Origin of the sequence: Naasia aerilata (assembly GCF_030296595.1) — a bacterium.
Classification (GTDB): Bacteria; Actinomycetota; Actinomycetes; order Actinomycetales; family Microbacteriaceae; genus Naasia; species Naasia aerilata.
The window spans coordinates 3,049,321-3,075,771 of record NZ_AP027731.1 but is presented as its reverse complement, the minus strand read 5'-3'; the positions used below and the strand labels follow the sequence as shown (position 1 = coordinate 3,075,771).

Here is a 26,451-nt window from a genome sequence, read left to right as displayed (position 1 = left end):
GCTCCCGCCGAGCGCGGTGCGAGGCGCCGAGTTTCCGCCGAGCGCGGTGCGTGACGACGAGCGCGGTCTGTCTACGGGGCGCGTTCGTCCGTACGGGGCGCGCTCGGCGAAACGGGGCGCGCTCGATGGACCGGGTCGCTTGGGGAGCCGAGCGCCGAGCGCGGAGCGTGGCGCCGGCGTCGTCGAGCGCATTCCGTCACGCCGAGCGCGGGGTGAGGCGCCGAGTCTCCGCCGAGCGCGGTGCGTGACGACGAGCGCGGTCTGTCTACGGGGCGCGTTCGTCGGTACGGGGCGCGCTCGGTGGTACGGGGCGCGCTCGGCGGACAGGGTCGCTTGGGGGAGCCCAGCGCCGAGCGCGGTGCGTGGCGCCGGCGTCGTCGAGCGCATTCCGTCACGCCGAGCGCGGGGTGAGGCGCCGAGTTTCCGCCGAGCGCGGTGCGTGACGACGAGCGCGGTGTGTCTACGGGGCGCGTTCGTCGGTACGGGGCGCGCTCGGTGGAACGGGGCGCGCTCGATGGACCAGGTCGCCCGGGGAGCCCAGCGCCGAGCGCGGTGCCTGGCGCCTGTGCCGTCGCCGAGCGCGGTCCTCGCGCTGAGCGCGGTGCGTGACGCCTGTGCCTCTGCCCAGCGCGGTGCGAGGCGCCGACGTTCCGCCGAGCGCGGTGTGTGACGACGAGCGCGGTGCGTTTACGGGGCGCGTTCGTCGGTACGGGGCGCGCTCGGTGCGCAGGGGCGCGCTCGGTGGAGACCGCGCGGTCTCGCCTCCGCAGCCGCCGAGCGCACCAAGAGAGGCCGAGCGCGCCGTGGCTGCGCCGAGCGCGGCCTGAAACACCGAGCGCACCCCGTATACGAGGTGCACTCGGTGGTACGGGGTGCGCTCGACGACGCGCGCGTGCGCTAGGTCAGGCCTCGATCGGGGTGAGGACGAAGACCGGGATCTCGCGGTCCGTCTTCGTCTGGTAGTCGTCGTAGGCGGGCCAGGTGGCGACCGCCCGCTCCCACCACGCGGCGCGCTCTTCGCCGCTCACCTCGCGCGCCAGGTAGTCCTTGGTGACCGCCCCGTCCTGCAGCTCGACGTGCGGGTTCGCGACCAGGTTGTAGTACCAGACGGGATGCTCGGGAGCGCCTCCCTTGGACGCGACGACGGCGTACTGGCCCTCGTGCTCGACGCGCATCAGGGGCGTCTTGCGCAGCTTGCCCGAGCGGGCGCCCACCGACGTGAGGAGGATGATCGGGCGACCGCGGAGGGTGTTCGCCTCAGCGCCTCGGCTCTGCTCGAAGCGCTCGGCCTGCGTGCGGGCCCATTCTGACGTGCTCGGTGCATATTCTCCGGTGAGGGGCATACCTGGAGGAAGCGGCGGAAGACCGCGCCTATTCCCGTCAGGCCCCCGCGTCCCGCATTGTGCGCACCCGTCGCGCGACGCGGTAGGGCGGGTACTCCTCGGGCCAGTGCAGCCGGATCGTGCGCATCCCGCGCCGGAACCGGCGGCGGAGAGCGTCCCGGTTCCAGAAGGGTCGACTCGAGATCCCCACGAGCATGCCCGGGACGCGGCGGATGCGGTGCCGCACCCCGAGATGGATGCTGAGGTCCAGGTCGTCGTGCAGCTCAGGGTCGTCGCGATGCACCTCGCCGCGCACGTCCTGCCAGGCGGAACGGCGCAGGCCGAGGTTGGAGCCGAACAGGGGAGCGTGGCCGAGAGCCGCGCCCGTGGCCAGCGTGTACGCACCGAGGTAGAGGACCGCGAGCGGGCGGGAGAAGGCGCGGAAGCGCCGGGGCACGTCGTAGAAGCGAGCCGAGCCGGTCACCGCGTCGGCGGAGTCGAGCTCGGCGACGACCCGCTCGAGCCAGTCCGGCGGCAGCCGGCTGTCCGCGTCGCACCGGGCGATGACCGTGCCCGCGGCGGCGTCGTAGCCCGTCGAGGCGGCGGCGGGGATCCCGGGGCGGGGCTCCGGCACCACGATCGCGCCATGCCGCCGGGCGACCTCGGCGGAGTCGTCCACGCTGCCGTTGTCGACGACGATCACCTCGTCGGCGAGGCGGGTCTGCCGGGAAAGATCCCGGAGGCAGCGCTCGAGCGGCCGGGCGTCGTCCTTGACGGGGATGACGACCGACACCGTGGTGCTTCCGGATCGAGGCGGCCGGCGGGAGTCGTGTCGCTTCCGGAGGCTGTCCACGGTTCCAGGAGTATCACGGCTCGGCTGAGCGCCGCTCCCGAGGCGCTCGCGCGGTCGGCGTCTGTCCCGCGGTCCCCGAGCGGTCAAGGGCCTATCCGCCCCCGAAGGCCCGACCTAGCGTCGAAGACAACGCAATCGACGACGAGATCGGAACGCCTATGTACTTCCACCGGCAAGAACTCCAGCACAAGTCGAAGCCCAGCAAGCCCGACGCCCTCTTCGCCCGCCGCCTGCAGGAGGTGCTCGGGGGTCAGTACGGGGAGATCACGGTCGCCCTCCAGTACGGATTCCAGGCATGGAACTCGCACCTGCCGGGCAAGTACCGCGACCTGCTCTTCGGGATCGGCGCCGAGGAGATGGGCCACGTCGAGATGCTCGCCGTGATGATCGCGCAACTGCTCGAGAAGACGCCCATCCAGGGCGCTGAGGATGCGGCGAAGGCCGACCCGGTGCTCGGCGCCGTGATCGGCGGCATGGACGTCCAGCACGCCATCGTCGCCGGAGCCGGGGCGCGCGCGGTGGACAGCAACGGGAACCCCTGGCAGGGGTCCTACATCACCGCGAGCGGCAATCTGCTCGCCGACTTCACGGCCAACGCGAACGCGGAGATGCAGGGCCGTCTCCAGGTCGCGCGGCTCTACCACATGACCGACGACCACGGGGTGCGGGACCTGCTCTCGTTCCTCCTCGCCCGCGACACGATGCACCAGAACCAGTGGATCCGCGCCGCGGAGCTGCGGGCCGAGGGGCACGAGGATCTGCCTGTGCCGAGCAACTTCCCCATCTCGAAGGAGTACCGGGAGGCCTCCTACGAGTACATCAACTTCTCGGACGGCGCCGGCGCCGCCGAGGGCACCTGGGCGTCAGGTCCCACGCCTGACGGCAAGGGCGAGTTCAGCTATCGCGCCGAGCCGAACAAGGGCGTGCCCATGCCCCCGGCGACGCAGCCGGACAGCCGCTTCTACGGCACCGACCCGAAGCCGAACAAGGTCGAGAAGGTTCTGGGCGCCGTGAAGGATGCGGTGGAGAAGAAGTAGCCGGCACGCCGCGAAGGGCCTCGTCCACGCCGGGCGGGGCCCTTCGCGCGCGGGTGGTCCTGCAACCCGGACGGGAAGTGCCCCGGACAGTGAAGAAGGGCCCCATCCGAGCGAATCGGATGGGGCCCTTCTCGGTGTGAGAGCGGAAGCTCAGCTCACGACGTGGATGTTCGAGGCCTGGGGGCCCTTGGCGCCCGCCACGATCTCGAACTCCACGCGCTGGTTCTCGTCCAGCGAGCGGAAGCCCCGCGCGTCGATGGCGGAGTGGTGCGCGAACACGTCGGCGCCTCCGTCATCGGGAGCGATGAAGCCGAAACCCTTTTCGGCGTTGAACCACTTAACGGTGCCAGTAGGCATGTCTTCTCTTTCCATTTCCCGGTTCGACGGCGCAGTTCGCGACGTCGATGTCACGCTGTCGATTTCGATCTCCGGTGGCACCGGCTCGAGAACCGGCAGCCGAGAAATGCAAATTCACAACACAACTACGGTGGCGAGTCTATACGACGGGTCGAAGAGTCGCTCGGATTCGGCCGAATCGGGGTCGCGGGCCCCCTGCAGGGGGCGGAATCGGGGGCGCGGGGGCGTCGGTCTCGCAACACGCCGTGTCGGGCTCCAGGAACGTGGCCGAGTTCCATGCATGCTTCGAGCGTCGGCCTGATCCCGAAAAGAAGGTGGCAGTTCATGTCCGCAACCCCGCTTACCCTCGACGAGGGCACGGAAGTGCGCCCCGTCGCCCTGCTCTCCCAGCACTCCCAGATGTCCCAGCACGCGCTTGCCCCCGAGCACCAGGACGCTCTCCCCAGCCGCCGCCGGAAGCGCGAGACCGCGCCTTCACGCGGGGCCGAGGATCGCATCTCCGCGCTCTCCGCGCTCGACTCCGCTGTCGAGTACGTCCTCGTCGTCCGTGAGGGCGACCGTCTCCGCGTCTTCTCCGAGGGCGGTCTGGCCGCCCAGGACGAGGAGGGGCGCGAGCTGCACCCCTCCGTCGACGGCGAGCTGGTCGTCGGCACGCTGCCGCTCCTCATCGGCCGTTCCGAGGACGGCGAGCTGCCGCCCGCCTCCGCGCTCGACACGTCGGTCCCCGCCGCTCCGGTGGAGGCCGCGGTGGCGGAGGAGGACGCCGAGTCCCTGCTCGAGTCCCTTCTGGAGCTCGGCGAGACCAACCGCGTCCCCGACCTCGTCCGCGGCAGCCTCGCCGAGGCGCCGGCCGAGGTGGAGCCCGAGGCGGAGGCGTACCTCAGCCTCGCCCTCGCGCTGCCTGACGGCCGCCGGATCACCGCCGACCACACCGTGCTCCTCGGCCGCAGCCCCTCGCGGCGGCCGCTCGAGCCGGAGGCGGAGGTCGTCGCTCTCGCGTCGAACCTCACCGACATCTCACGCAATCACCTCGAGATCGTGGTGGACGGCGACACCGTCCTCGCCCGCGACCTCACCTCCACGAATGGCACCGTGCTGACCCGTCCCGGCCAGGCTCCGCGCCTCGTGCCCACGGACGAGCCGGTGCGCATCCTTCCCGGCGACTCGCTCAACCTCGGCGGCTCCGCGACGATCGAGGTCGAGGGCCTGCGCTGACCCTCTCCTGACACAGCAGCGCCGCGGGCGCTGCGCACCGGTCCGCCGATGCGCAGCGCCCGCGGCGCTTTGCTGCCGCCGACCGGTCAGTTGATGGCGAGGATGTCGATCACGAAGACGAGGGTCTTGCCGGCGAGCTCGCTCGTGTTGCTGTCGCTCTTCTCGCCGTAGCCGAGGGCCGGCGGGATCACCGCGAGCACCTGGGAGCCGACCGTCTGGCCGGCGATCGCCTGCGCGAAGCCGGGAACCACGCCGTCGAGGAGAAGGTCGCCGGCGCCTTGCCCCAGCTCTGATCGAACGTCTCCCCGGTCTCCCAGTCGACGCCGAGGTACTGGACGGTCACGGTCGCGGTGTCCGGCACCGCATCCCCGTCGCCCTTCTTGAGCACCGCGATCTTGAGATCGGCCGGCGCCGCGGTGCTCGGGATGGCGATGCTCGGCGTGCCGTCGCCGGCGAGGGTCACCGCGGGCAGGCCCTCCTCGGCCGGCTGGTCCGCACCCCAGGCGCGCGTCGGCACGAGCGACTCGATGTCGATCACCGCGACGAGCGACTGCCCTGCCTTCACGCCGACGTCCGCGTAGCCGTCGGCGCCCCACGCCTCGGCGGCGGGGATGACGGACGCAACCCGAGAGCCGACCTTCGCGCAGCCGATCGTCTTCGCGAGCCCCGGCAGCAGCTGGGTGGCACTCGCGGCGAACGTCACCGGCTGGTCGTCCGCATAGCCGTAGCTCTCGATCAGCTTGCCGGTCGCGCCGTTGTAGATGCTGTACGCCACCTCGGCGCTCGACCCCTCGGTGACCTCGTCGCCGGTGCCCTCGATCACCATGGTCCGCTGGGTCGACTTCGCGTCGATCCCGTTCTTGAACGTGACCGTCGGCGCGGCGCCCAGGTCACCGGTCACCTCCACCGCGTCGGATGCGCTGCCCGACTTCGCGCTGCAGATGTCGATCGCCGCCGCGTCCTTCGCCGGCGTCGTCGAGGTGCTGCCGGCCTTGGCAGGCGCGGCCGACGTGCACGCGGTCAGGGCGGCCAGCAGGGCCGCCGAGGCGATCAGGGGAGGGCACGACGCACGAGGACCGACTTTCGGGGAGACGACACAAACGCGCTCACGCTACCCGGCCTGTCCTGGCCTTTCCCTCCACGCCGCCTCGCCATCCGCCGGGCGTGAGATCAGCGGCCCTTCCGTCCGGCCACGACGGTGCCGTCGAGATCCTCGGAGCGGATGGTGCGCGCACGCAGGCCTACCGCCGTCATCAGCATCGCCGTGACCGGCGCCTGCCGCTCGCTCGCCTCGATGAGGAGGCGGCCGCCGGGCGCGAGCCAGCTCGCGGCGTCCGCGGTGATGCGGCGGTGCAGGTCGAGCCCGTCTGCGCCGCCGTCGAGGGCCACGCGGGCTTCATGCTCACGGGCCTCGGGCGGCATGAGTGCGATGGCGTCGCTCGGGACGTAGGGGGCGTTGGCCGCGAGCACGTCGATGCGGCCCCGGAGCGACGGCGGGAGAGCGTCGAAGAGATCCCCGGTGTGCACCCGGCCCCGTGCGCCGAGGTTCTCCCGGGCGCACGCGGTGGCCGCGGGGTCGACATCGGCGGCATGCAGCTCCGTGCCCGGGACCGCGGCAGCGACGGCCGCCGCGACGGCGCCCGTGCCGCAGCACAGGTCCACCACGACGGCACCCGGGAAGGCGGCCCGGATCGCCTCGCGGGCGAGCAGCTCGGTGCGCCGCCGCGGCACGAATACGCCGGGCGCCACCCGGATCCGCAGGCCCCGGAACTCGGCCCAGCCGAGCACGAGCTCGAGCGGCTCCCCACTGGCCCGGCGCGCGACGAGGGACTCCACCTCATCCGGACCGGCCGCCTCATCGAGGATGAGCCGGGCCTCGTCCTCCGCGAAGACGCAGCCGGCCGCCCGCAGCCGTGCGACGACCTCGGCGAAGGGCGGCGCGGGGGAGGAGGGGCTCACGAGGCGTTCACCCTAGCGCGGTGCCGCGTCGCGGACGGGTCCGAGAACTAGGCTGGCGCACAGGATGAGCGTGACGCGACGGACCTTCCTTGCCGGTGCCGCATCCGGTTTCTCGGTGCTGGTCCTCTCGGCGTGCACTCCTCAGGGGCCGGGCCCGGGCCCGACGCGCACCCCCACTCCCAGCACGCCGCCCGTGCCGGCGGTGCCGAAGCCCGCGGGCATGCTGCGCAGCTCCTGGTCGGAGGACCAGTTCGCCCGCGGGGCGTACAGCTTCCCCGCCGTCGGCTCCGCGCCCGAGCAGCGCGCTGACCTGCGGACCCCCTCGGTGATCGGGTGTTCTTCGCGGGCGAGGCGACTTCCGACGACCAGTCGGCCACGGTGCCGGGCGCGCTCGAGTCCGGGGTCCGCGTCGCCGCCGAGGTCGAGGCGGCAACCGGAGGACCGGAGCGGATCGCGATCATCGGAGCCGGGGCGGCCGGGGCGACGGCGGCCAACCGGCTGGCGGGATACGGGCACACGGTCATCGTCCTGGAGGCCCGGGACCGCGTCGGCGGGCGCATCGCGAGCCGGGCGGCGGAGGGCTGGCCCGTGCCGGTGGAGCTCGGCGCGAGCTGGGTGCGCGGGGAGCGGGTCGAGAGCCTCGTCGCGACGCTCGACTTCCTCGGCGTCGACGTCGCGGACGTTTCTGCGGCGCCGCTGCTCGTCGCCGCGGACGGGACGCCGGCGTCGGCCGACGACCTCGGCAAGCGCGTCGTGGCGGATGCCGTGTCGTGGGCGGCCGGGCGGCCCGAGGACGTGCCGCTCTCGATCGCGCTCAACGACTCGGGAGCCGGCAACGTGAGCGCCGACGGCGATCCCTCCCCGCTCGACCGCCTCGACGCCTACCTTCGAACCGATGTCGCACTGCCGCTCGGCGCGACGCCCGAGGAGCTCTCCTCCTGGTACGCCCCCGCCGACCTGGCGGCGACGAGCGGAAGCATCGTGCTCGGCGGCTTCGACACGGTCGTCGCCAACCTGCTGGAGGACCTCGACGTCCGCCTGTCCTCCGCGGTGACCGCGGTCAGCCACAGCGACTCCGGGGTGAGCCTGCGCCTCGCCACCGGCGAGGGGGTCAGCGTCGACCGGGTGGTCGTGACCGTGCCGCTCGGCGTGCTCAAGCACCAGGGCATCACCTTCGACCCGGCCCTGCCGTTCCCGCAGCGCGCGGCCATCGCGGACCTCGGCTTCGGCTCGGCGGACGCGGTCTGGCTGCGCTTCGACGAGGCGTTCTGGGAGACGGATGCCGTCGTCTGGACGGTGCTCGGCGGGACGGGTGTCATCCGCGACTGGGTGAACCTGCTCCCGCTCACGGGCGAGCCGATCCTCGTCGGGCTCGTGGGCGCGGCGGCGGCCGACGCACTCGCCAAGCTGGACGACGACGCGGTCATCGCCGCGGCGCAGGAGTCGCTCGCGCCTTTCGCGGCGGCCGGCTGAGCAGCAGCAGGATCCTGCCCAGCAGGGTCGGCCCGTGGTCCAGGGCGGGTCGCCGCAGCTCCTGCTCGGCCAGCGGGGAGGTGTGCGCGGCCCCGATGAGGCCCGTGCCGACGACGGCGAACAGCGCGAGCGCCCCGGCGGAGTAGAGCAGGAAGGAGACGGGGTAGCCGGACTGAGCCGGGTCCAGGAAGAAGTAGGGGTACCAGCCGACGAGTCGGCCCCGGAAGACGGTGAGGAGACCCCACACGACCGGGTAGGCGAGGATCCAGAGCAGGGTGCGCCAGCCGATGCGCTGCCGCCCGGGGAAGACCAGCCAGTCGAGCAGCGCATAGGTCGGCAGGAAGAAGTGCAGGACCTGGTCCGACCACGGCACGTCGAGCCGGTACCCCTGCCCCGGAGCCTGGGCTGCAAGGAGGCCAAACACGATCCCGGCGACGATCACGAAGCAGGTCAGGGAGCCCCGCACAGCCGAGAAGCGGGCGCTCTCGGCCCGTCCCCGCAGCAGGTGGACGCCCGCGATCGCCCCGACGACGACCGCCGCGATGTTGCTCTGCACGGTCAGGTAGGCGAAGTAGTCGATCGGGTTGAAGGTCCGGAAGCCGAGGCCGTAGAAGAACCGCGCGACGAGTGCGACGAGGCCGGCGAGAGCGGCCGTGAGGCGCGCGAGACCGAGGACGGTGCGCCACGCCATGATGCCTCGACGATACCGGCCGGGCCCGGAGAGCCCCGTCGTAGGGGGCCGGGCGCCGGTCCTTTGGCGTGTCGCGGACGGGCGTCGTACGCTCCCGTTCGAACAAACTTTCGAATGCGGGAGGGTCCGATGAGTATTGCGGTGATGACGGACGAGGCGGCCGTGTGGCTCGTGAACGGGACTCCGGCGCGGATGGTCTGGGACGGGGTCCGCTACCGCGTCACGGACACTCCGACCCCGCTGACCGAGGATGCGTGGTGCCCGGCGCTCACGCACGCCGCGGCCCGCATCATCGGCTGGCGCTTCCAGGGCACGACCGCCGGCGGGCAGTCGATGATGTTCGACATCGTCGAAGGCGACCAGGGTTGGCGGGTGCTGCGCGTCTACGACTGAGCGCACCGCCGACGCCGGCATCGGGGACGTCATCGGCCCGGAGGATGCGCTCATCCGCGGCGATTACTGTGGAGCGGTGAGCGCGGTGCGGGAGGTCGGTGAGGATCGGCGCGCGCCCGCGCGGCCCGTCGGCCCCGCCGAGCTCGTCCTTCTCGCGTGCATCCCGCTCGGAGTCGTCGCCCTCCTCGTCGGGTTCGCCGTCACGGGAGCGCTGACAGCCCCGCTGCTCGTCGATCCCGGGGTCCTCGTGACGCGGGGACTCCCGATCGCGCGAGTGCTCGCCGATGGATCCGCAGCGCTCACGATCGGTCTTCTCACTCTGGCGACCTTCGCGCTGCCGGGAGCGACGGAGTCCGGCGGAGCCGAGCTGAGGGGCGTTCTGAGCTTCAGCCAGTGGACCGCCGTGCGCTGGGCCGCGCGGTCGGCCGCGGTGTGGGTGGCGGCATCGGCCGCGGTGCTCGCGTTCACCGCGGCGGACGTCCTCGGCGCCCCGCTCGGGAGCGACGTCTTCTCGTCGCAGTTCCTCTTCTTCGCCACCGGGCTCGAGCTCGGGCAGCAGCTGCTCGCCTCCTCCTCTGTGCGGCCCTCGTCCTGGCCGTCTGCCTGTTCGCGCGGCGGATCTCCTGGGTCGCCGTCGCCACGGCCCTCGCCGTGATCGCGCTGCTGCCGCTGTCGCTGTCCGGTCACGCCGCCGGAGCGGACGAGCACGGCAACGCCGTGAGCAGCCTCGCCATCCACCTCGTGGGCGTCACCGCCTGGTCCGGCGGCCTTGCGGCGCTCGTCCTGCTGCGCCGGCGAGTGGGGAGGCGCTCCCCGTCGTCGCGGCCCGGTACTCGGTGCTCGCGGGGTGGGCGTTCGCGGCGGTCGCCCTCTCCGGCGTCGTCAACGCGCTCCTCCGCCTGTCCTCCCCGGCCGACCTCCTGTTCACCGGCTACGGACTGCTCGTCAGCGCGAAGACCCTGATCCTGCTGGCCCTCGGCGTGGCCGGCGCCTGGCACCGCCGCCGCACGCTCCCGCGGCTGGCGGAGGGCGGAGATCGGCGCGCCTTCGTCCGGCTCGCCCTCGGCGAGGTGGTGCTCTTCGCGGTCGCGATGGGACTCTCGGTGGCGCTCTCGCGCTCGGCGCCGCCCGTCTCCCAGGATCCGGTGGAGAGCGGGGACCCGTTCCGCAACCTCGTCGGCTACCCGGAGCCGCCGCCGCTCACGATCGTGCGGATGCTCACCGAGTGGCATCCCGACGTCGCCTACCTGCTGCTCGCGGGCGTGCTGCTCGGCACGTACCTGGTGGGGGTGCACAAGCTCCGCCGTCGCGGGGACGGCTGGCCGGTCGGACGCACGGTGTTCTGGGTGCTCGGCTGCCTCGCCCTCGTCTGGGTGACGAGCGGAGGCCCCGGCGTGTACGGGCCCGGCAGCTTCAGCACGCACATGCTCCAGCACATGGGGCTCATGATGCTGGCGCCCCCGCTGCTGGTGCTGGGCGCCCCCGTGCTGCTCGCCCTCAGGGCGCTGCCGGTCCGGCACGACGGAAGCCGCGGCATCCGGGAGTGGCTGCTCGTCTTCGTGCACTCCCGGGTCGCCGCGATCGTCTCCAATCCCGTGGTCGCCGGGGTCATCTTCGCCGGCAGCCTGGTCGCGTTCTACTACACCGACTGGTTCCCGTTCTCCCTGATGGAGCACCAGGGGCACGTCCTAATGGTGCTGCACTTCCTGCTCAGCGGGTACCTCTTCTACTGGGTGCTGATCGGCGAGGATCCCGGCCCGCGCCGGCCCAGCCCGCCGCTGCGCCTGCTCGTGCTGCTCGCCACCCTCACCTTCCACGCGTTCTTCGGCCTGGCCCTCATGACGCAGGAGCCGATCCTCGCCCTCGACTGGTGGCACGCACTCGGGCACACGAACGACCAGGCGCTGCTCGACGACCAGCACGCCGGCGGCGGCATCGCGTGGGGCATCGGCGAGGTCCCGAACGTCCTCGTCGTGCTGATGGTGGTCCGGCAGTGGGTGGCCTCCGACACCCGCACCGCGCGCCGGTCCGACCGCGCCGCCGATCGGGACGGGGACGCGGAGCTCAACGCGTACAACGAGCGCCTCGCGGCCCTCGCAGCCCGCGACCAGGACGCGAGAAGGGCGACCGCACCCTCGGCCGACGATTGAGGAGCGCGCCAGTGAGTTCTCACGGCTCTTCGTCGTTCTACCGATGATTGAGGAGCGGGCGAAGCCCGCGTCTCGAAACCAGCCCGCTGGTTCGGCCTCAAGCCGTGCGTACCGGGTTGATTTCGAGACGCCCGCTGCGCGGACTCCTCAATCAGCGGGGTGAGGAGCACGCCAGTGAGTTCTCACGGCACTTCGTCGTTCTACCGATGATTGAGGAGCGGGCGAAGCCCGCGTCTCGAAATCAGGTCCGCTGGTTCGGCCTCAAGCCGTGCGTACCGCGGCTGATTTCGAGACGCCCGCCGCGGGCTCCTCAATCAGCGGGGTGTGGCCCGCCCCGTGGGCTCCTGGATCATGCGTCCGGGAGGTGGCGCTCGTCGGGGCCGTTGTAGGCGGACAGGGGGCGGATGAGCGCGTTCGCAGCCAGCTGCTCGCGGATGTGCGCGGTCCAGCCCGTCACCCGGGAGGCGACGAACAGGGGCGTCAGCGTCGGGGTGTCGAAGCCCAGCAGGTAGTAGGCGGGGCCCGACGGGTAGTCGAGGTTCGGCAGGATGCGCTTCCGCTCGGTCATCGCGCCCTCGAGCGCGTCGTAGAGCTCGACGACATCGGGCCGGTCGTAGTGCTCCGCGAGCCGGTCGAGTGCCGCGCGCATGGTCGGAACCCGGGAGTCCCCGTTCTTGTACACGCGGTGGCCGAAGCCCATGATCTTGCGCTTCTCCGTCAGCGCCGTGTCGAGCCAGGCGATCGCCCGCTCCGGCGCGCCCTCGCCGAGGCCGATCTCGTCGAAGGTGTGCAGGACGGCCTCGTTGGCGCCGCCGTGGAGCGGCCCCTTGAGAGCGCCGATCGCTCCCGTCACCGCCGAGTACAGGTCGGCGAGGGTCGAGGTGATGACGCGCGCCGTGAACGTCGACGCGTTGAAGGAGTGCTCGGCGTACAGGATCATCGACACCCGGAAGGCGTCCACCGCGACCGGATCGGGCTTCTCGCCGAACGTCATCCAGAGGAAGTTCGCGGAGTAGTCGAGCGACGGGTCCGGCTCGATCGGGTCGAGCCCGTGCCGGCGCCGCTGGTCCCAGGCCACGACGGCGGGAAGCTTGGCCCACAGGCGCTCGGCCTTCGCCAGGTTCGCCTCAGGGGAAGAGTCGTCCGTGGTCGGGTCGATGGCGCCCATGACGCTGACCGCGGTGCGCACCACGTCCATCGGATGCGCGGTTGTGGGCAGCAGATCGAGCACCGCCCGAATCTCCGGGTCGAGGCTGCGTGACGCCCGCTCGCGGGCGACGAGCCCGGCGAGCTCCTCCTCGGTCGGGAGGTCGCCGTGCCAGAGGAGCCACGCGACCTCCTCGAAGGACTTCCGGGCGGCGAGCTCTTGCACCGGGTAGCCCCGATACAGCAGCGAGTTCGTCTCCGGCTTCACCTTCGAGATCGCGGTCCAGTCGACCGTGACTCCGGCGAGGCCCTTGTGGATCTGGGGTTCGTCCGTCATGTCCGCTCCTTCGCGAGTGGGTCAGGCCTGCCGGTTGCCGTCGAGGCTGAAGTTGAAGACGCCGTCGTCGAACGCGTTGTACCCGGCGTAGTCGAGGAGATCGTAGAGCTCCGCGCGGGTCTGCATCTGGCCGACGACACTCTGGAGGGTGCCCTCGTCGCGGAGGACGTCGAGGCCGCGCATGGCGGCGCCCATTGCGAGGCGCAGCAGGGAGACGGGATAGATCGCGATGGAGACGCCCGCGCTCTCCAGCTGCGACCGCGTGAAGAGCTCGCTCTTGCCGAACTCGGTCATGTTGGCGAGCACGGGCACGCCGGCCGCCTCCCGCATCGCCTCGTACTCGCCGAGGTCGAGCATCGCTTCGGGGAAGATCGCGTCCGCGCCCGCGTCGACCAGCTCCTTGACGCGGTCGAGAGCCGCAGGCAGGCCCTCGATGGCGCGGATGTCGGTGCGCGCGAGGATCAGGAGGTTCGGGTCCCGTCGCCCCTGCACCGCGGCGCGGATCCGCTGGATCGCGGTGCCGGTGTCGACGACCTGCTTCCCGTCGAGGTGGCCGCAACGCTTCGGGTTCACCTGGTCCTCGATGTGCAGGCCGGCGACGCCGGCGTCTTCGAGGATCTGCACGGTGCGGGCGACGTTCATCGGTTCGCCGAATCCCGTGTCCGCGTCCACGAGCGTCGGCAGGTCCGTCATCCTCGCGATCTGCCCGGATCGGCCGGCCACCTCGGAGAGTGTGGTCAGCCCGATGTCGGGCAGCCCCAGGTCCGCCGAGAGCACGGCGCCCGACACGTAGACGCCGTCGAAGCCCTTCCGCTCGATGAGCCGGGCGGACAGCGGGTTGAAGGCGCCGGGGAACTGGAGCAGCTCGCCCGAGTCCAGGCGCGCGCGGAACGCCTCCGCTTCGCGGCGGGGGTGGCGGGGGAGTGCAGCATCAGAAGAGCCCCTTCGGGAGCGGGACGGACGAGAGATCGCCCGTGATGGTCAGGCCGGCCAGCTCGGCCGCGGACAGCTCGGGGAGCCGCTGGGCGGTGTCGAGGAACCGCTCGATCTCGGCGGGGGCGAGGACGCCGTCGGCCAGGGTGCGGAACTTCCAGACGTACTGCTCCCGGCCGAAGGGCCGTGCGCCCAGGGGGTGCGCGTCGGCGACCGCGAGCTCGTCGGCGATCACCGTGCCGTCGGTGAGCGTGATCACGACGCCGCCGCCGAAGGCGAGCTCCGCCGGGTCGGTGGAGTGGTAGCGGCGCGTCCACTCCGGGTCCTCGGCGGTGCGGACCTTGTGCCAGAGGTCAACGGTGTCCGGACGGCCGGCTCGCTCCGGTGCATAGCTGCGCACGTGGTGCCATTCACCGTCCTGGAGGGCGACGGTGAAGATGTAGGGGATCGAGTGGTCGAGGGTCTCGCGGCTCGCGGTCGGGTCGTACTTCTGCGGGTCGCCGGCGCCCGAGCCGATCACGTTGTGCGTGTGGTGCGAGGTGGAGATGAGGATGGACGCGACGCGGCTGGGGTCGGCGACCTCCGGATGCTCGCGGTGCAGGCGCCGGGCGAGGTCGATGAGCGCCTGCGCCTGGTACTCCGCGGAGTGCTCCTTGGTGTAGCTGTCGAGGATCGCCCGCTTGGGCTCGCCGCGCTCGGGCAGCGCGACGTCGTAGGAGGCGTCGGGGCCGTCGAGCAGCCAGGCGATGACGCCGTCCTCACCCTCGTAGATCGGGGTGGGGCTGGTCTCGCCGCGCATCGCGCGGTCCACCGCCTCGACGGCCATCTTCCCGGCGAAGGCGGGGGCGTGCGCCTTCCAGCTCGAGATCTCGCCCTTCCGCGACTGCCGGGTGGCAGTGGTGGTGTGCAGCGCCTGACCCACCGCCTGGAAGATCGTCTCGGGGTCGAGGCCCAGCAGGGTGCCGATGCCCGCCGCGGCTGACGGGCCCAGGTGGGCGACGTGATCGATCTTGTGCGCATGCAGGCTGATGGCGCGCACGAGGTCGATCTGGATCTCGTAGCCGGTCGCGATGCCGCGGAGCAGGGCGGCGCCGTCGCGGCCGGTGTGCTGGGCGACCGCGACGATGGGCGGGATGTTGTCGCCGGGGTGGGAGTACTCGGCGGCCAGGAAGGTGTCGTGGAAGTCGAGCTCCCGCACGGCGACGCCGTTCGCCCACGCGGCCCACTCGGGCGAGACCCGCCGGTCGCGAGTCTCGCCGAACACCGTGGCGCCTGCGCCGCCCGAGCTCGGCGGATGCGCCAGTGCCTGCGACCGCGCGGAGACCACGGGCCGCCGGGAGAGCGACGCCGCCGCCACCGCGGCATTGTCGATCACCCGGTTCACGATCATGTCGGCGACCTCCTGGGTCACCTCGACCGGGTCCGCCGCCACCTCGGCGATGCGCCAGGCGAGCTGGCTGTCGCGGGGGAGCAGCTCCTCGCTGCGGGACACGCGGACGGGGAGGGATCGCACCCGGCCATTCTTCCGCCTCTGGAGGAGTTCGGCGCGCGGGTGTCGCACGTCGGCTGTTGCACTCCGATTGCACGGTCGGATCCCGGGCCTGTCGCGGCGGGGCGGTGCCTACCGTTGCCACCATGACCACCACCTCCGCCCCGGGCGTCCTCTTCGACGAGGCGACGGCCCTCCTCACGCGGCTCGGTCTGCCCATGCTGTTCGTCGATGCCGGCTCGGTGTCGCTCGGCGGGAGCTACGGGCAGGGCTGGCTGCGCACGCGTCTGCTCAGCGCCGACCTGCGGCTGTCCGCGGAGACGGAGGAGCAGGATCTCCTCCGGCTGGCCGGTCGTCTCCTGGCCCTTCCCCTCGTCACCTCGCTGACCTTCTCGCGCACCGCATCCACCCATCCCTGGGCGGAGGACGACCCGCGGGCGCTGGCCTGCGCCCGGATCATCTCCGGCGGCGAGACCTGGACCCTCGAGCTGTCCATCTGGCCGCCGCCGCCCGGGGAGCCCGTGCGGGACGGGCAGTCGGCATTGCAGAAAGGTTGAACGCGGCCGGTCTCGGCGTGGACGGCCTCCCGCGGCTCCGTAGTCTCGTCGGCATGAGCGTCGAGCTGGAGATCTTCGGGGTGCTGACCGTCCGGCGGGACGGGCGGGTGCTGCCCGTCCCCGGGGAGCTGCCCCAGGCGATTCTCGCCCGCCTCGCGCTCGACGCGGGGGAGACGGTGGAGGCCGACGACCTCATCGCCGATGTCTGGCGCGCGCCAGGCGACGGGGCGCTGTCCAGCCTCCGGGCCTACCTGTCCCGGCTGCGGGCCGCGGGCTTCGAAGGGCTCCTGGTCGGCACCCGCAGCGGCTACAGCCTGGACCTGCCCCCGACCGCGGTGGACCTCGGACGATTCCGGTCCGGGGCCGCCACGCTGAGCCGGCTCGGCAACACGGACGAGGCCGTCGAGCTCGCCGCCGAGCTGCTGCGGCTGTCCGCGGCCGAGCCGTTCGCCGGGATCGACGCGCCCTTCGTCGACGGGGCCCGTGCGCGCATCCGGGAGGAGCGGCGCGGGGTGGTCGAGCGCCACGCCGAGCTGCGCCTGGCCCGGGGCGACCACGCGACCGCGGTCGTCTCGCTGACCGCGGCGGTCGCCAAGTTCCCGCACGACGAGAAGCCCACGCGCCTCCTCGCCCTGGCGCTTGCCCGCTCCGGACGCGTGAGCGACGCCCTCGAGGCCATCGACCGGTTCAGCGCCAGGCTCGCCGCCGATCGCGGTGTCGACCGCGCGCCGACGCGCCTGCTCGAGCTGCGCCAGGCGATCGTCCGGCACGATCCGGAGGTCCTCGGCCGTTCGGCCCGTCAGGTGAGCCGCTCCAGCCTCCCGCATCCGCTGACCCGCTTCGTCGGGCGCCGGGAGGAGCTCGACGCAGTCGCGGCAGCGCGGGCCGAGCACCGGCTGGTGACCCTCGTGGGTCCGGGCGGGGTGGGGAAGACGCGCATCGCGATCGAGGCGGCGCGCTCCTCGGCCGGCCCGGCCGACGACGAGCAGTGGTTCGTCGACCTCTCCTCCGTGCAGGAACCCGACCAGGTGCTGCCGCTCGTGGCCGACACCGTTGGCGCCGCCGGTCACACGCTCGATCTCATCGTCCCGCGCATCGCCGAGCGGCGGACGCTCCTCGTCCTCGACAACGCCGAGCACGTCATCGGCGCTGTCGCCGCCGTGGCATCGGGCCTGCTGTCCCGAGGGGCCGTCTCGCTGCTCGTCACCAGCCGGGAGCCCCTCCGGCTCCCCGGCGAGGCCGTCGTCCCCATCGCCCCGCTCAACGCCGCGGATGCCCGCGCGGTCTTCTCGGAGCGAGCGGCGGATGCCCGCGGCGGGCAGCTCGCCGAGGAGGACGAAGGGGCGATCGACGCCATCTGCGCCGCGCTCGAGGGCATCCCGCTCGCGCTCGAGCTGACCGCCGCGCGCCTCGACGTGCTCAGCTCCGGTGAGCTGCTCGACGCCGTGCACGAGGGCCGCGGCTCCGACGAGCGCGGTTCCGGGGTCAGCCGGCACGACAGCGTCGAGAACGCCGTCCGGTGGAGCGTGGATCTGCTCACCCCGGCCCAGCGCGACCTGCTCGTCCAGCTGGCGCGCTTCGCGGGCAGCTTCCCTGAGGAGGCCGCGCTCGGGATCTGCGAGTTCGACGACGACGAGCCGGAGCGCGTGCTCGCGCGCCTGGTCGACAAGTCGCTCGTGTCCGTGACCCACGGCGACGCCGGTCAGCGGCGCTACCGCCTGCTCGACTCCGTGCGCCGCTACGTCGCGGCCGACGACGAGCCGTCGCCGGAGTGGTTCGAGCAGCACCGACTCTGGCTCGCCGAGTTCGCCGAGCGGACCGGACCGATCACGCGCACGGCCGACGCGCGCATCGCGAACGCCATGCTCGACCTGCTGCGCCCCGACCTGCGCCTTGCGCTCGACAACTCGATCGCCGCCGGGGATCGGCTCACCGCGGTGCGGATCGCGGGCAGCCAGGCCCACCACTGGTTCAGCCGCGGGCTCCTCCTCGAGGGGGTGCGCAACATCGAGCGAGCCCTTGCCGTGCCGGGCGAGCTGCCTCCGCTCGTCGAGGCCCAGGCTCTGCTGGGCCTCACCGTGCTGGCCTACCAGACGGGCGATGCCGACCGGGCGTTCGAGACGATCAGCCGCGCCTTCGAGCTCGCCATGGCGGCCGGCGACACCGCCATCCCCGCTGTTGCACTGGCCCGCACGGCCTACGGGCGCTCGCTGCTCTTCGGCGACGCTGACGACGCCCGCAACCTGATGGCGCAGGCTGCGCAGCTGGCCGAGTCCGCGCCGGGGTGGATCCGGGCCGAGGTCCTCATGTGCCGCGGCCAGACGCTCCGCGCACTCGGCGCTCCCGAGGAGGCCCTGCAGAGCCTCGACGAGGCGCTCGAGCTCGCGACCGAGGTCGGCTACGCCTGGATGATGGCCTCGTCCGGCTACGTCGCCGGGAAGGTGCTCACCGACCAGCGCCGCGGCCGGGAGGCGATCGCCGAGCTGCGCCGCGCCTCCCTCCAGGCGCACGCGGCCGAGGACTACGCCTCCACGCTGGCGGGCTTCCACCAGATCGGCGGCGCATGCGCCCTGGTGGAGCGACACGAGGAGGGTGCCCGACTGTTCGGGGCGGTGGACCGCATCGGCGTCCGCTACGGCTACAACCCGGTCGTCGCCGAGGGCGAGGAGACCCGCCAGCTGCGGGAGCGTGTCGCGGCCGGTCTCACCGCCGCCGAGTTCGACCGCGCCTACGCGGAAGGGGCCGCGCTCGAGTTCCCCGACCTGTTCGACCTGGTCGACACGCTGCCGCAGCGCGCCCGCCGGGAGGAGGCCGTGCCCGCCTGATTCGGCGCCGCGGAGGACCGCCCGCCAGGTCGGCCCCGCCAGGTCGGCTCTCGCCGGCGTCGGGGGACGCCCCCAAGGCCGCGCGAGCGGCTCCGGGGACACCCCGGCCCGGACCCTGCAATCGTTCTCGCATCAGGCATCCTGTCGCCCCTAGGATGACCGCGGAAGGGACGGAAGTGCGGGTTCGACTGTTCGGATCCCTCACCGCTATGAACGGCGAGGGACCCGTCCACGTGCGTGGAGACATCCCGCGCGCGATCGTCGCCCGGCTCGCCTGGACCGCCGGCACCCCGGTCCCCGCGGACTCCCTCATCGAGGACCTTTGGCCGGAGCCGCCGGAGACCGTCCTCTCGAGCCTTCGGGCGCACATCTCCCGTCTCCGCGGCAACGGCTTCGGCGACGTGCTCGGCAGCGGGCGCGGCGGCTACACCCTGGACGTCGATCCCGCGGATGTCGACGTCCTCCGCTTCCGCGAGCTTGTGGACGCGGCCCTGCGCGAGCCCGACGACGCGGCCGCCTTCGAGGTGCTCGCCGAGGCCGAGCGCATGTGGGCGGGAGACCCCTTCGCGGGGCTCGGCGACTTCCCGTTCACGGCAGCGGCGATCGAGGAGCTCGAGCGGTGGCGCGTGCCCGCCATGGAGCGCCTGGCCGAGCTGCGTCTCGACCGGCGCGACGAGGCGAAGGTCGTTCTCGCCATGTCCGACCTCGCCCAGGACCGTCCCTTCGACGAGCGACCCGTCGCCCTGCTCGCTCGCGCCCTCGCGCGCTCCGGGCGGACCAGCGACGCCCTCGAGGCCATCGACAAGCACGCTGCCCGACTGGCCGCGTCGGGCGGCGCCGACCTTCCCCGCCGGCTCGTGGAGCTGCGCCAGGGCATCGTGCGGCAGGACCCGAGCATCGTCGCGGTTGCCGGCGATGACAAGGGGACCGTGCTGCGCAACGGCATCCCCATCCCGCTCACCCGGCTCGTCGGCCGGGACGCCGAACTGGACCTCATCGCGCGCGGCAGGGCCGAGTCGCGGCTGCTCACCCTCGTCGGTCCCGCCGGCGTGGGGAAGACTCGGCTCGCGGTCGAGGCGGCGCGCCGGACCCCGGCGACCGTCGACGAGGTGCAGTGGCTGGTCGACCTGTCGGCGATCGCGGAGCCCGAGGATGTCGCTCGCGCACTCGCCAGCGCGGTCGGCGCTCCGTCCAACGACTTCGACGCGGTCGCCGCGCGCATCTCGGGACGCCGCGGCCTCCTCCTCGTGGACAACGCCGAGCACCTCATCGGGGCGGTCGCCGCGCTCGTCGCGGAGCTGCTGTCGCGCTGCGAGGGGCTCGGCGTCATCGTGACCAGCCGGGAGGCGCTGCGCACGGCGGGCGAGCGGGTCATCTCCGTCGAACCCTTCGCGGGACCGACAGCCGGGGACGCGGTCGAGCTGTTCCTGCAGCGGGCCGCCGACACGGGCGCCACGTCCTGGACCGAGGAGGACCGGGACCGCATCGCCGACCTCTGCCGCCGGCTCGAGGGCATCCCGCTGGCCATCGAGCTGACCGCGGCGCGCCTCGACGTGCTGAGCCTCGAGGAGGTCGCCAGCTCGCTCGAGGAGGGCATCGCCGACACCGGCTCCCGCCGTCGCGGCCGCCACGCGAGCCTTGAGAACGCGATCGCGTGGAGCATCCGCCTTCTCGACGAGCGGGAGCTCGCGCTGCTCAGCCAGCTCGCGCTGTTCCCGGCCTCCTTCAGCCTGGACGCGGTCGCCGACATCTGCCTCGTCGAGGGGGCGGCGAGCGGGAGCTCGCGGTGAGCCTCGTCCGCAAGTCGCTCGTGTCCGTGCAGGCGAACGATACCGGGGTGAGGCGCTTCCGGCTCCTCGACTCGGTGCGCCGCTACCTCCGGAGCCGGCACCCGGCCTCGGATCCGGACGCCTGGCTCGCCCGGCACCTCGACGGCACGCGGCGGTTCGTCGCCCGGCAGGGGAGGAGATCCGCTCCGCCGGCCACAAGCGGGCGCGCGCCGCGCTCAACTCGGTGCGCGGCGACATCCTCCTCGCCATGAGGACCGCAGCCAAGGAGGCGAACCGTGCGGCGGCGATGCAGATCGCGGCAGGCAGCGCGTGGTGGCTGTTCGAGCGCGCGTCGTTCGCAGACTGCCTCTCGATGGTGGAGGCGGCCAGAGCCATACCGGGGGACTGCGCGCCCGAGCACGAGGCGACCGCTCTGTACGCGTGCGTCTTCGTGACCCGGCTCTGGGGCGACCGCCGGGCCGCTGCCCGGTACCTGGAGCTCATGCAGGAGGCCGCCCTGCGCAGCGAGGACCCCGGCTTCCACGCGCTCGTGCGCATGGGAGCGGCGTACCAGGCCGCCGTGACCGGTGACCCGGCGGAGGCGGAGAAGGTGCTCGCCGCGATCGACGAGGATGTCCGCGCGGTCACCGGATGGGTGCGCCACGACCTCCTCATCTCCCGCGCGGTCGCACTCCGTGACATCGGCAAGCCCGCGCGCGCCCTCGCCGACCTCAGCGAGGCGCACCGGATGGCCGACGCGGCGGGCGACTCTTACGGCGTCAAGAACGCCGTCTACGTCACGGGCATGATCCTGCTGTCGCTCCGGCGGGCCCGTGAGGCCGTCCAGGTCCTGCGGATCCGCGTCGTCCGCGGGCTGGAGACGGAAGACTGGGTCAGCGCCCTGTCGGCGATCGCGGTCATCGCGTGCGCGTGCCACGTCCTGGACCGCAACGAGCTCGGCGCCGAGCTGTTCGCTGGAGTCGACACGATCGGCAAGCGGTTCAGCTACGCGCCGATCAGCGAGGACTTCTTCCCCGTGTACCGCGACCGGCTGCGCGAGGCGCTGCCGGCCGACAAGTGGGAGGCGGCCCTTCGCCGCGGGGAGCAGCTCTCCTTCCGGGACCTGGTCCGCCAGGCCCAGTCCTTCTAGGGCCGTCTCCGAGTCTCCGCCCCACTCCGATGGTTGAGGAGGCCGCGATGTCCGGCGGTGCAGTTGCCGGGTTCTCGGCCCCGATGTGTGCGGCTTCTCCCCACTCCGATGGTTGAGGAGGCCGCGCCAGCGGCCGTCTCGAAACCAGGTCCGGGGCGTCGGCGTTGCGGCCGGGGGCGAGGAACATCGCCGAGCGCGGTGCGTGACGACGAGCGCGGGGTGTAGACGGGGCGCGCGCGTCGCTACGGCCCGCGCTCGGTGGTGGTCGTTCGGCAGCAGCTGCGGAGGTGCGCCATCGGAAGCAGGCGGACCGGGGTGGGCGACCGGACTGGCGGGGCGCTGGTCGGGCTTAAGACGAGGAGTCAGGTCGGCCCCGAGTCTCGCGCGCGACCTCTGGCCGCGTAGCCCTGTGCCGCCGGCGAGACGGCCGGCTCTCCAGCCGCCGCCGCGCCGGGTTTGTGCGCCCCGCGGGGGACCTACGCCGAGCGCGGTGCGTACCCCGAGCACGGTGTACGCACAGCGCCCCGCGTACGCCGAGCGCGGTCCGTACGCCGAGCGCGGTGTGTATCGACGAGCGCGGGGCGTAGACGGGGCGCGCTCGTCGACACGCACCGCGCTCGATGCTGCCCGGACCGCGCTCGGTGTTTCGGGGCGCGCTCGGCACGGCACGGCACTACGTAGCGTCGCCGTGGCCCCGCCCGCCCCTCCTCACCGACGTCCGCCCTCCCTCGGCGGCGCCCGCCCTTCCTCGCCGGGCACACCGAGCGCGCCCCTTCTTCGCCGAGCGCGCCCCGTGCCACCGAGCGCACCCCGTATACAGGGTGCGCTCGGTGCTTCAGGGCGCGCTCGGCGGCGGCTCCGCGCGCTCGGTGTCTCGGGGCGCGCTCGACGCGCCCAGCGGGACATGCCTCAGGAGCCGACCACCTCCTCCGTCTTAAGCCTCAACTGGAGGCCCGTGCCCCCTCCCGGTGCGCCAGGGTCGAACCCCACCCACCTCGCCACCCCCGCCAACGTTACGAAGCGCTCCACCTCCCAGGGGCACTCGCGGCACACCGTGAGAGGGTGGAGTGTGGACACGGGGAACGGCCTGCCGCGGCGCCCGCTCGGCTCGGGCGACGAGTGGGTCGAGCTTCCGGACGGCCGCCGCTTCTGGGGGCGCTACGGCGCCGCAGGACTCCTCGTCGCGCATCCGGAGGCCGGGGTGCTGCTGCAGCACCGCGCCGGCTACAGCCACTTCGGCGGAACCTGGGGGCTTCCGGGCGGCGCGCGGCACCAGGACGAGAGCCCCGTCCAGGCGGCCGTGCGCGAAGCGGGTGAGGAGGCGGGCGTTCCGGCTGGGGCACTGCAACTGCGCCTCGCCAGCCGCCTCGAGCTGCCCCCATGGAGCTACACGACCGTCGTCGCGACCGTGGAGGAGCCGTTCGTCCCGGTGATAGGGGATGCGGAGAGCATCGCGCTCCGCTGGGTGCCCGACGACGAGGTCGACTCACTGCCCCTGCACCCGGGATTCGCCGACTCGTGGCCCATGCTCCGCGGGCTGCTCGGCGTCCGGCCGACCCTGCTCGTCGATGTCGCGAACGTCATGGGCTCCCGCCCGGACGGCTGGTGGCGCGACCGGGCCGGCGCCGCCGGGCGCGTGCTCGGGGGCCTCAGCGCGCTGGCCGGCGCCGGGATGCCCTCCGCCGACTTCGGCCTCCCCGGCTCCGTGTGGTGGCCGCGCGTCGCCGCGGTGCTCGAGGGTGAGGCCAAGGCGGCGCCCGATCAGCCCGACGTCGAGATCGTCCGGGCACCCCGCGACGGGGACGGCGCCGTCGTCGACTTCGTCGGCTCCTCGGACGCGCCCGAGCGGGTCACCGTGGTGACCGCGGATCGTGGACTCCGCGACCGGGTCGAGCGACTCGGCGCCAGGGTCCTCGGGCCGGGCAGGCTTTGGGATCTGATCGACGAGGCGCTCAGCGCTCCGCGATCGACGCCTTCCAGCTGACGAGCCCGCGGACCACCTTGCTGCGGTCCTCGGACAGGACCGCCATGGCGTCCTCCGGGACGAAGTAGTTGAGGGCGACCCAGCCGCGGACCTTCTCGGCGGAGTCCGTCGCGAGCTCACTGAGCACGTCGCACGGAGTCGTCTCGTTGCGCGCCACGCAGGAGCGGACGCCCTCGTCCGGGTCCTTCGCGAGGCGCCGCAGCAGGTCCTCCGGGGTGTTGCGGCTGCTGGCGACGCTCTCCCGGATCTTCGGGTTCGGGCTGTCGGCGAGCAGGCGGAGCCGCTCGATCTTGCTGTCCGTCACGGCGGGGGAGAGGTGCAGCAGCGCGGCGTCGCCGGCGTCGAGGCCCATGCCGCCGTCGCGCATCTGCCGGCGCATGGCGGGGGTGTTGAAGCGGATGCACGACATGCGGTCCACGGTACTTCCGGCCTCCGTCATCCTCCAGGGACGGGTCGGCGCGTCGGCCGCGGCGCCGCGCGACGGGCAGTGGCCGACCGCGGCTGACCGAACCACGGAGGTTGGCGGGCGACCAGGCCGACCCACGCGGATCCACGCCCGCCGGCCCCGGGATCTCCGTGATTCGGTCAGGAGCCGCCTCCGGTTTCTCAAAAGCGCGTCAGGAGTGCTTCTGCTGGAGGATCATCGCGCGAAGGTGGTCGTCGAGCAGGGACTCGGCGATCACGACGCTGCGGCGCCCGTCCGCGACCCGGTAGACGAAGCGGTCCCGGGACGTGGGGTCGGTGCCCAGCTGCTGTCGGCGCTCCCACAGCTCCTCCCAGTCGTCCTCGGGAAGCGAGACGGTCCAGCGGCGGGTGATGCCCGCGATGCCGCCGCTGCGGCTGACGGTGACGACGATCATCCCGGCTCGATCCCCACGGTGCGCCAGGCGTCCACCACGGCCTCGCGCTCACGAGAGGACCCGCCCCAGCGGCGCCCCGCCGCCGTGACGGTGGCGGTCGCGAACCTGGCGAAGTCGCAGTCCGCCGGCAGGGAGCCGGAGGTGAGCGCCTCGTACCAGACGGCGCCTGCGCCCGTCCAGGAGGTGCCGCCGATGGCCGTCGCCGCGAGCGAGAACGCGCGGTTCGGGATGCCGGAGTTGAGGTGCACACCGCCCGAGTCGTCGTCGGTGACGATGTACTCGTCCATGTGGCGCGGCTGCGGGTCCTTGCCCAGCACCGGATCGTCGTACGCGGTGCCCGGCGCCACCATCGACCGGAGGGCGAACCCCTTCACCCTGTCCGTGAAGAGCCCCTCGCCGATGAGCCAGCTGCCGGAGGCGGCGTCCTGCCCGCGTGCGTGCTGCTCGACCAGGACGCCGAAGACGTCTGAGATCGACTCGTTGAGCGCCCCGGACTGCCCCTCGTAGCGGAGGTCCGCGGTGAACTGGGTGACGCCGTGGCCCAGCTCGTGGCCGATCACCGAGAGCGACACCGTGAACCTGCGGAAGATCTCCCCGTCACCGTCGCCGAACACCATGCGCTCACCGTCCCAGAACGCGTTGTCGTACTCCTCGCCGTAGTGCACGGTCGCGCGGAGGGGCATCCCGCGCCCGTCGATCGAGGTGCGGGAGTAGGCCTCGCCGAAGAAGGAGAACACCGCCCCGAGCCCGTCGTACGCCTCGTCGACCGCGGGGTCGCCTTCCGCCGACTCGCCCTCCCGCCGCACGGGAACGCCCGGCAGGGTCTCGGTCGATTCGGCGTCGAAGATCGTGCGCTGCGGGCCCGACCGCGCAGCGGGCTGCAATGTTCCGAGCAGCGGGGTGCGCCGTGCCTCGTGCACCGTGCCTGCTCCCACCAGCGCGCGCCGGGCCGCTCGCGCCACCACCGCGAGCTCCTGCTCCTCGGCCGACGCCGCAATCCGCTCGAGAAGGTAGGGAGGCACGATGCTGTGGCGCATTCCCTGATTCTCCCCGTGCGCGGAGAGTGGGTCCAGAGGTGCCGACTTCCCCGGTTTTACGGGGCCATTGCACGGATATTGCATCCGGGATCGATGCCACAACGCCCCTGGTGCGCCTCCATAGCGTTCCCCCCATGACTGCACACACCACCTCGGCCCCGTCCGAATCCGCTCGCGCCGAGCTCGGCGCCCTGTCCTCCTCGGCCGCCCCGGCCGGGTCGCGCCGCACCGCCCGCTCGACCCGGGTCCGCCGCAGCGTGGCCGCCCTGATCGCAGTTCCCGCCACGGCGCTCGCGCTCACCTCCTGTTTCGCAAACCCCCTCGGAGGGATCACCGGCGGGGGAGGTGGCGACACCAGCGACGGCAAGTCGGTCGGATTCGACGGCGTGCAGTCCGCGACGATCCAGATCGAGTCGGTCGGCACCTTCGTCACGCCGGAGGGCGGCTATGAAGCCGCCGGCCGCGGGTCCGGTTTCATCATCGATGAGAGCGGGCTCGCGGTCACCAACAACCACGTCGTCGTCGGCGCCGGCACCTTGAAGGTGTGGCGCGGCGGCGACCAGTCGAAGACGCTCAACGCCAAGGTGCTCGGCTCCAGTGAGTGCCTGGACCTCGCGGTGATCGACCTGAGTGGCGACGGCTACCCCTCGATGAGCTGGTTCGAGGGCGACCCAAAGGTCGCGACCGACGTCTACACGGCGGGCTTCCCCTCGGTGACCCGACGTTCAACATGACCAAGGGGATCATCTCCAAGGCGGACACCGAGATGGACACCCAGTGGGCCTCCATCGACCACGTCATCGAGCACGACGCCCGCATCCGCGGCGGCAACTCGGGCGGACCCCTGGTCGACACCAAGGGTCGCGTCGTCGGCATCAACTACGCCGGCAACGACACCTACGACACCAATCTCG

The 26,451-nt window shown here is 72.7% G+C and carries 24 protein-coding genes and 2 pseudogenes; 13 read left to right on the top strand and 13 right to left on the bottom strand.

Features of this window, described 5'->3' with window-relative positions; translation table 11 throughout:
• Positions 1 to 902 precede the first annotated feature (902 nt).
• On the bottom strand, positions 903 to 1,343 hold the full coding sequence (locus QUE51_RS15945) for a nitroreductase family deazaflavin-dependent oxidoreductase (protein ID WP_286277327.1): 441 nt from the start codon (positions 1,341 to 1,343) through the stop codon (positions 903 to 905).
• A 37-nt stretch (positions 1,344 to 1,380) separates the two neighbouring features.
• The gene (locus QUE51_RS15940) at positions 1,381 to 2,175 is read right to left on the bottom strand and encodes a glycosyltransferase family 2 protein (protein ID WP_286277326.1); all 795 of its coding nucleotides are present in this window, start codon (positions 2,173 to 2,175) and stop codon (positions 1,381 to 1,383) included.
• A gap of 158 nt (positions 2,176 to 2,333) precedes the next feature.
• On the opposite strand from QUE51_RS15940, the gene QUE51_RS15935 reads away from it, so the two are divergent.
• Positions 2,334 to 3,212 carry a manganese catalase gene (locus tag QUE51_RS15935; RefSeq protein ID WP_286277325.1) on the top strand — a complete coding sequence of 293 codons (879 nt, stop codon included), beginning with the start codon at positions 2,334 to 2,336 and terminating at the stop codon, positions 3,210 to 3,212.
• Between the two features lie 150 nt (positions 3,213 to 3,362).
• Here QUE51_RS15935 and QUE51_RS15930 read toward each other — a convergent pair whose 3' ends face one another.
• Entirely contained in the window at positions 3,363 to 3,569 is a 207-nt protein-coding gene (locus QUE51_RS15930; protein ID WP_286277324.1) for a cold-shock protein, read from the bottom strand.
• A 324-nt stretch (positions 3,570 to 3,893) separates the two neighbouring features.
• On the opposite strand from QUE51_RS15930, the gene QUE51_RS15925 reads away from it, so the two are divergent.
• Positions 3,894 to 4,784, top strand: a complete 891-nt coding sequence (locus QUE51_RS15925; protein WP_286277323.1) for an FHA domain-containing protein — start codon at positions 3,894 to 3,896, stop codon at positions 4,782 to 4,784.
• An 86-nt stretch (positions 4,785 to 4,870) separates the two neighbouring features.
• On the opposite strand, the gene QUE51_RS15920 is transcribed toward QUE51_RS15925, so the two are convergent.
• From QUE51_RS15920 to QUE51_RS15910, 3 genes are all read right to left on the bottom strand, one after another.
• Positions 4,871 to 4,984, bottom strand: a complete 114-nt coding sequence (locus QUE51_RS15920; RefSeq protein WP_286277322.1) for an FKBP-type peptidyl-prolyl cis-trans isomerase — start codon at positions 4,982 to 4,984, stop codon at positions 4,871 to 4,873.
• Entirely contained in the window at positions 4,972 to 5,685 is a 714-nt protein-coding gene (locus QUE51_RS15915; RefSeq protein WP_286277321.1) for an FKBP-type peptidyl-prolyl cis-trans isomerase, read from the bottom strand. The genes QUE51_RS15920 and QUE51_RS15915 overlap by 13 nt, the downstream gene beginning before the upstream one ends.
• 269 nt (positions 5,686 to 5,954) lie before the next feature.
• Positions 5,955 to 6,743 (bottom strand): putative protein N(5)-glutamine methyltransferase, encoded by a 789-nt coding sequence (locus QUE51_RS15910; protein ID WP_286277319.1) that lies wholly within the window; start codon positions 6,741 to 6,743, stop codon positions 5,955 to 5,957.
• A gap of 333 nt (positions 6,744 to 7,076) precedes the next feature.
• On the opposite strand from QUE51_RS15910, the gene QUE51_RS15905 reads away from it, so the two are divergent.
• Positions 7,077 to 8,216 (top strand): flavin monoamine oxidase family protein, encoded by a 1,140-nt coding sequence (locus QUE51_RS15905; protein WP_286277318.1) that lies wholly within the window; start codon positions 7,077 to 7,079, stop codon positions 8,214 to 8,216.
• Here the strand turns inward: QUE51_RS15905 and QUE51_RS15900 are convergent.
• Positions 8,167 to 8,907 (bottom strand): Pr6Pr family membrane protein, encoded by a 741-nt coding sequence (locus tag QUE51_RS15900; protein ID WP_286277316.1) that lies wholly within the window; start codon positions 8,905 to 8,907, stop codon positions 8,167 to 8,169. The two genes, QUE51_RS15905 and QUE51_RS15900, sit on opposite strands and share 50 nt — an antisense overlap.
• A 129-nt stretch (positions 8,908 to 9,036) precedes the next feature.
• Here QUE51_RS15900 and QUE51_RS15895 point away from each other — a divergent pair, with 129 nt between their 5' ends.
• The 3 genes from QUE51_RS15895 to QUE51_RS15885 all read left to right on the top strand — a co-directional run bounded on the left by QUE51_RS15895 (position 9,037) and on the right by QUE51_RS15885 (position 11,450).
• The gene (locus QUE51_RS15895; RefSeq protein ID WP_286277315.1) at positions 9,037 to 9,300 is read left to right on the top strand and encodes a hypothetical protein; all 264 of its coding nucleotides are present in this window, start codon (positions 9,037 to 9,039) and stop codon (positions 9,298 to 9,300) included.
• A gap of 76 nt (positions 9,301 to 9,376) precedes the next feature.
• On the top strand, positions 9,377 to 9,955 hold the full coding sequence (locus QUE51_RS15890; protein ID WP_286277314.1) for a hypothetical protein: 579 nt from the start codon (positions 9,377 to 9,379) through the stop codon (positions 9,953 to 9,955).
• Positions 9,956 to 10,136: 181 nt separating this feature from the next.
• Entirely contained in the window at positions 10,137 to 11,450 is a 1,314-nt protein-coding gene (locus QUE51_RS15885; protein ID WP_286277313.1) for a bifunctional copper resistance protein CopD/cytochrome c oxidase assembly protein, read from the top strand.
• A 349-nt stretch (positions 11,451 to 11,799) separates the two neighbouring features.
• On the opposite strand, the gene QUE51_RS15880 is transcribed toward QUE51_RS15885, so the two are convergent.
• The 3 genes and pseudogenes from QUE51_RS15880 to QUE51_RS15870 form a co-directional block, all read right to left on the bottom strand.
• Positions 11,800 to 12,933, bottom strand: a complete 1,134-nt coding sequence (locus QUE51_RS15880) for a bifunctional 2-methylcitrate synthase/citrate synthase (protein WP_286277312.1) — start codon at positions 12,931 to 12,933, stop codon at positions 11,800 to 11,802.
• 21 nt (positions 12,934 to 12,954) lie between these two features.
• Positions 12,955 to 13,865 (bottom strand): annotated as a pseudogene (gene prpB / locus QUE51_RS15875) (methylisocitrate lyase).
• Positions 13,865 to 15,379 (bottom strand): MmgE/PrpD family protein, encoded by a 1,515-nt coding sequence (locus QUE51_RS15870; protein ID WP_286277311.1) that lies wholly within the window; start codon positions 15,377 to 15,379, stop codon positions 13,865 to 13,867. Before QUE51_RS15870 ends, prpB begins: the two are co-directional and overlap by 1 nt.
• A gap of 122 nt (positions 15,380 to 15,501) precedes the next feature.
• Between QUE51_RS15870 and QUE51_RS15865 the strand changes: the two genes are divergently transcribed.
• The 6 genes from QUE51_RS15865 to QUE51_RS15840 all read left to right on the top strand — a co-directional run bounded on the left by QUE51_RS15865 (position 15,502) and on the right by QUE51_RS15840 (position 23,640).
• Entirely contained in the window at positions 15,502 to 15,912 is a 411-nt protein-coding gene (locus QUE51_RS15865; protein WP_286277310.1) for a hypothetical protein, read from the top strand.
• 53 nt (positions 15,913 to 15,965) lie between these two features.
• Positions 15,966 to 18,737, top strand: a complete 2,772-nt coding sequence (locus tag QUE51_RS15860; RefSeq protein ID WP_286277308.1) for an ATP-binding protein — start codon at positions 15,966 to 15,968, stop codon at positions 18,735 to 18,737.
• A 209-nt stretch (positions 18,738 to 18,946) separates the two neighbouring features.
• Positions 18,947 to 20,527 (top strand): ATP-binding protein, encoded by a 1,581-nt coding sequence (locus QUE51_RS15855; RefSeq protein WP_286277307.1) that lies wholly within the window; start codon positions 18,947 to 18,949, stop codon positions 20,525 to 20,527.
• Positions 20,524 to 20,778 carry a hypothetical protein gene (locus QUE51_RS15850; protein WP_286277306.1) on the top strand — a complete coding sequence of 85 codons (255 nt, stop codon included), beginning with the start codon at positions 20,524 to 20,526 and terminating at the stop codon, positions 20,776 to 20,778. The genes QUE51_RS15855 and QUE51_RS15850 overlap by 4 nt, the downstream gene beginning before the upstream one ends.
• Positions 20,775 to 21,656, top strand: a complete 882-nt coding sequence (locus tag QUE51_RS15845) for a hypothetical protein (RefSeq protein ID WP_286277304.1) — start codon at positions 20,775 to 20,777, stop codon at positions 21,654 to 21,656. The genes QUE51_RS15850 and QUE51_RS15845 overlap by 4 nt, the downstream gene beginning before the upstream one ends.
• Before the next feature lie 1,069 nt (positions 21,657 to 22,725).
• Positions 22,726 to 23,640, top strand: coding sequence for an NUDIX domain-containing protein (locus QUE51_RS15840; protein WP_286277303.1), 915 nt, complete (start codon positions 22,726 to 22,728; stop codon positions 23,638 to 23,640).
• Here QUE51_RS15840 and QUE51_RS15835 read toward each other — a convergent pair.
• The 3 genes from QUE51_RS15835 to QUE51_RS15825 form a co-directional block, all read right to left on the bottom strand.
• Positions 23,609 to 24,049 (bottom strand): hypothetical protein, encoded by a 441-nt coding sequence (locus tag QUE51_RS15835; RefSeq protein ID WP_286277302.1) that lies wholly within the window; start codon positions 24,047 to 24,049, stop codon positions 23,609 to 23,611. The two genes, QUE51_RS15840 and QUE51_RS15835, sit on opposite strands and share 32 nt — an antisense overlap.
• Before the next feature lie 208 nt (positions 24,050 to 24,257).
• Positions 24,258 to 24,500: a protealysin inhibitor emfourin gene (locus tag QUE51_RS15830; RefSeq protein WP_286277301.1), complete on the bottom strand. Its 243-nt coding sequence runs from the start codon at positions 24,498 to 24,500 to the stop codon at positions 24,258 to 24,260.
• Positions 24,497 to 25,537, bottom strand: coding sequence for a M4 family metallopeptidase (locus tag QUE51_RS15825; RefSeq protein WP_286277300.1), 1,041 nt, complete (start codon positions 25,535 to 25,537; stop codon positions 24,497 to 24,499). Before QUE51_RS15825 ends, QUE51_RS15830 begins: the two co-directional genes overlap by 4 nt.
• 134 nt (positions 25,538 to 25,671) lie before the next feature.
• On the opposite strand from QUE51_RS15825, the pseudogene QUE51_RS15820 reads away from it, so the two are divergent.
• Positions 25,672 to 26,354: pseudogene (locus tag QUE51_RS15820) on the top strand (trypsin-like peptidase domain-containing protein); the annotation flags it as partial.
• Positions 26,355 to 26,451: the final 97 nt, after the last annotated feature.

What these genes read in the sequence shown, in the direction of transcription:
- QUE51_RS15945 (WP_286277327.1), bottom strand. Translation starts at nt 1,343, where the DNA reads ATGCCCCTCACCGGAGAATATGCACCGAGCACGTCAGAATGGGCCCGC.
- QUE51_RS15935 (WP_286277325.1), top strand. Translation starts at nt 2,334, where the DNA reads ATGTACTTCCACCGGCAAGAACTCCAGCACAAGTCGAAGCCCAGCAAG.
- QUE51_RS15930 (WP_286277324.1), bottom strand. Translation starts at nt 3,569, where the DNA reads ATGCCTACTGGCACCGTTAAGTGGTTCAACGCCGAAAAGGGTTTCGGC.
- QUE51_RS15925 (WP_286277323.1), top strand. Translation starts at nt 3,894, where the DNA reads ATGTCCGCAACCCCGCTTACCCTCGACGAGGGCACGGAAGTGCGCCCC.
- QUE51_RS15900 (WP_286277316.1), bottom strand. Translation starts at nt 8,907, where the DNA reads ATGGCGTGGCGCACCGTCCTCGGTCTCGCGCGCCTCACGGCCGCTCTC.
- QUE51_RS15895 (WP_286277315.1), top strand. Translation starts at nt 9,037, where the DNA reads ATGAGTATTGCGGTGATGACGGACGAGGCGGCCGTGTGGCTCGTGAAC.
- QUE51_RS15880 (WP_286277312.1), bottom strand. Translation starts at nt 12,933, where the DNA reads ATGACGGACGAACCCCAGATCCACAAGGGCCTCGCCGGAGTCACGGTC.
- QUE51_RS15865 (WP_286277310.1), top strand. Translation starts at nt 15,502, where the DNA reads ATGACCACCACCTCCGCCCCGGGCGTCCTCTTCGACGAGGCGACGGCC.
- QUE51_RS15860 (WP_286277308.1), top strand. Translation starts at nt 15,966, where the DNA reads ATGAGCGTCGAGCTGGAGATCTTCGGGGTGCTGACCGTCCGGCGGGAC.
- QUE51_RS15855 (WP_286277307.1), top strand. Translation starts at nt 18,947, where the DNA reads ATGAACGGCGAGGGACCCGTCCACGTGCGTGGAGACATCCCGCGCGCG.
- QUE51_RS15845 (WP_286277304.1), top strand. Translation starts at nt 20,775, where the DNA reads ATGAGGACCGCAGCCAAGGAGGCGAACCGTGCGGCGGCGATGCAGATC.
- QUE51_RS15835 (WP_286277302.1), bottom strand. Translation starts at nt 24,049, where the DNA reads ATGTCGTGCATCCGCTTCAACACCCCCGCCATGCGCCGGCAGATGCGC.
- QUE51_RS15830 (WP_286277301.1), bottom strand. Translation starts at nt 24,500, where the DNA reads ATGATCGTCGTCACCGTCAGCCGCAGCGGCGGCATCGCGGGCATCACC.
- QUE51_RS15825 (WP_286277300.1), bottom strand. Translation starts at nt 25,537, where the DNA reads ATGCGCCACAGCATCGTGCCTCCCTACCTTCTCGAGCGGATTGCGGCG.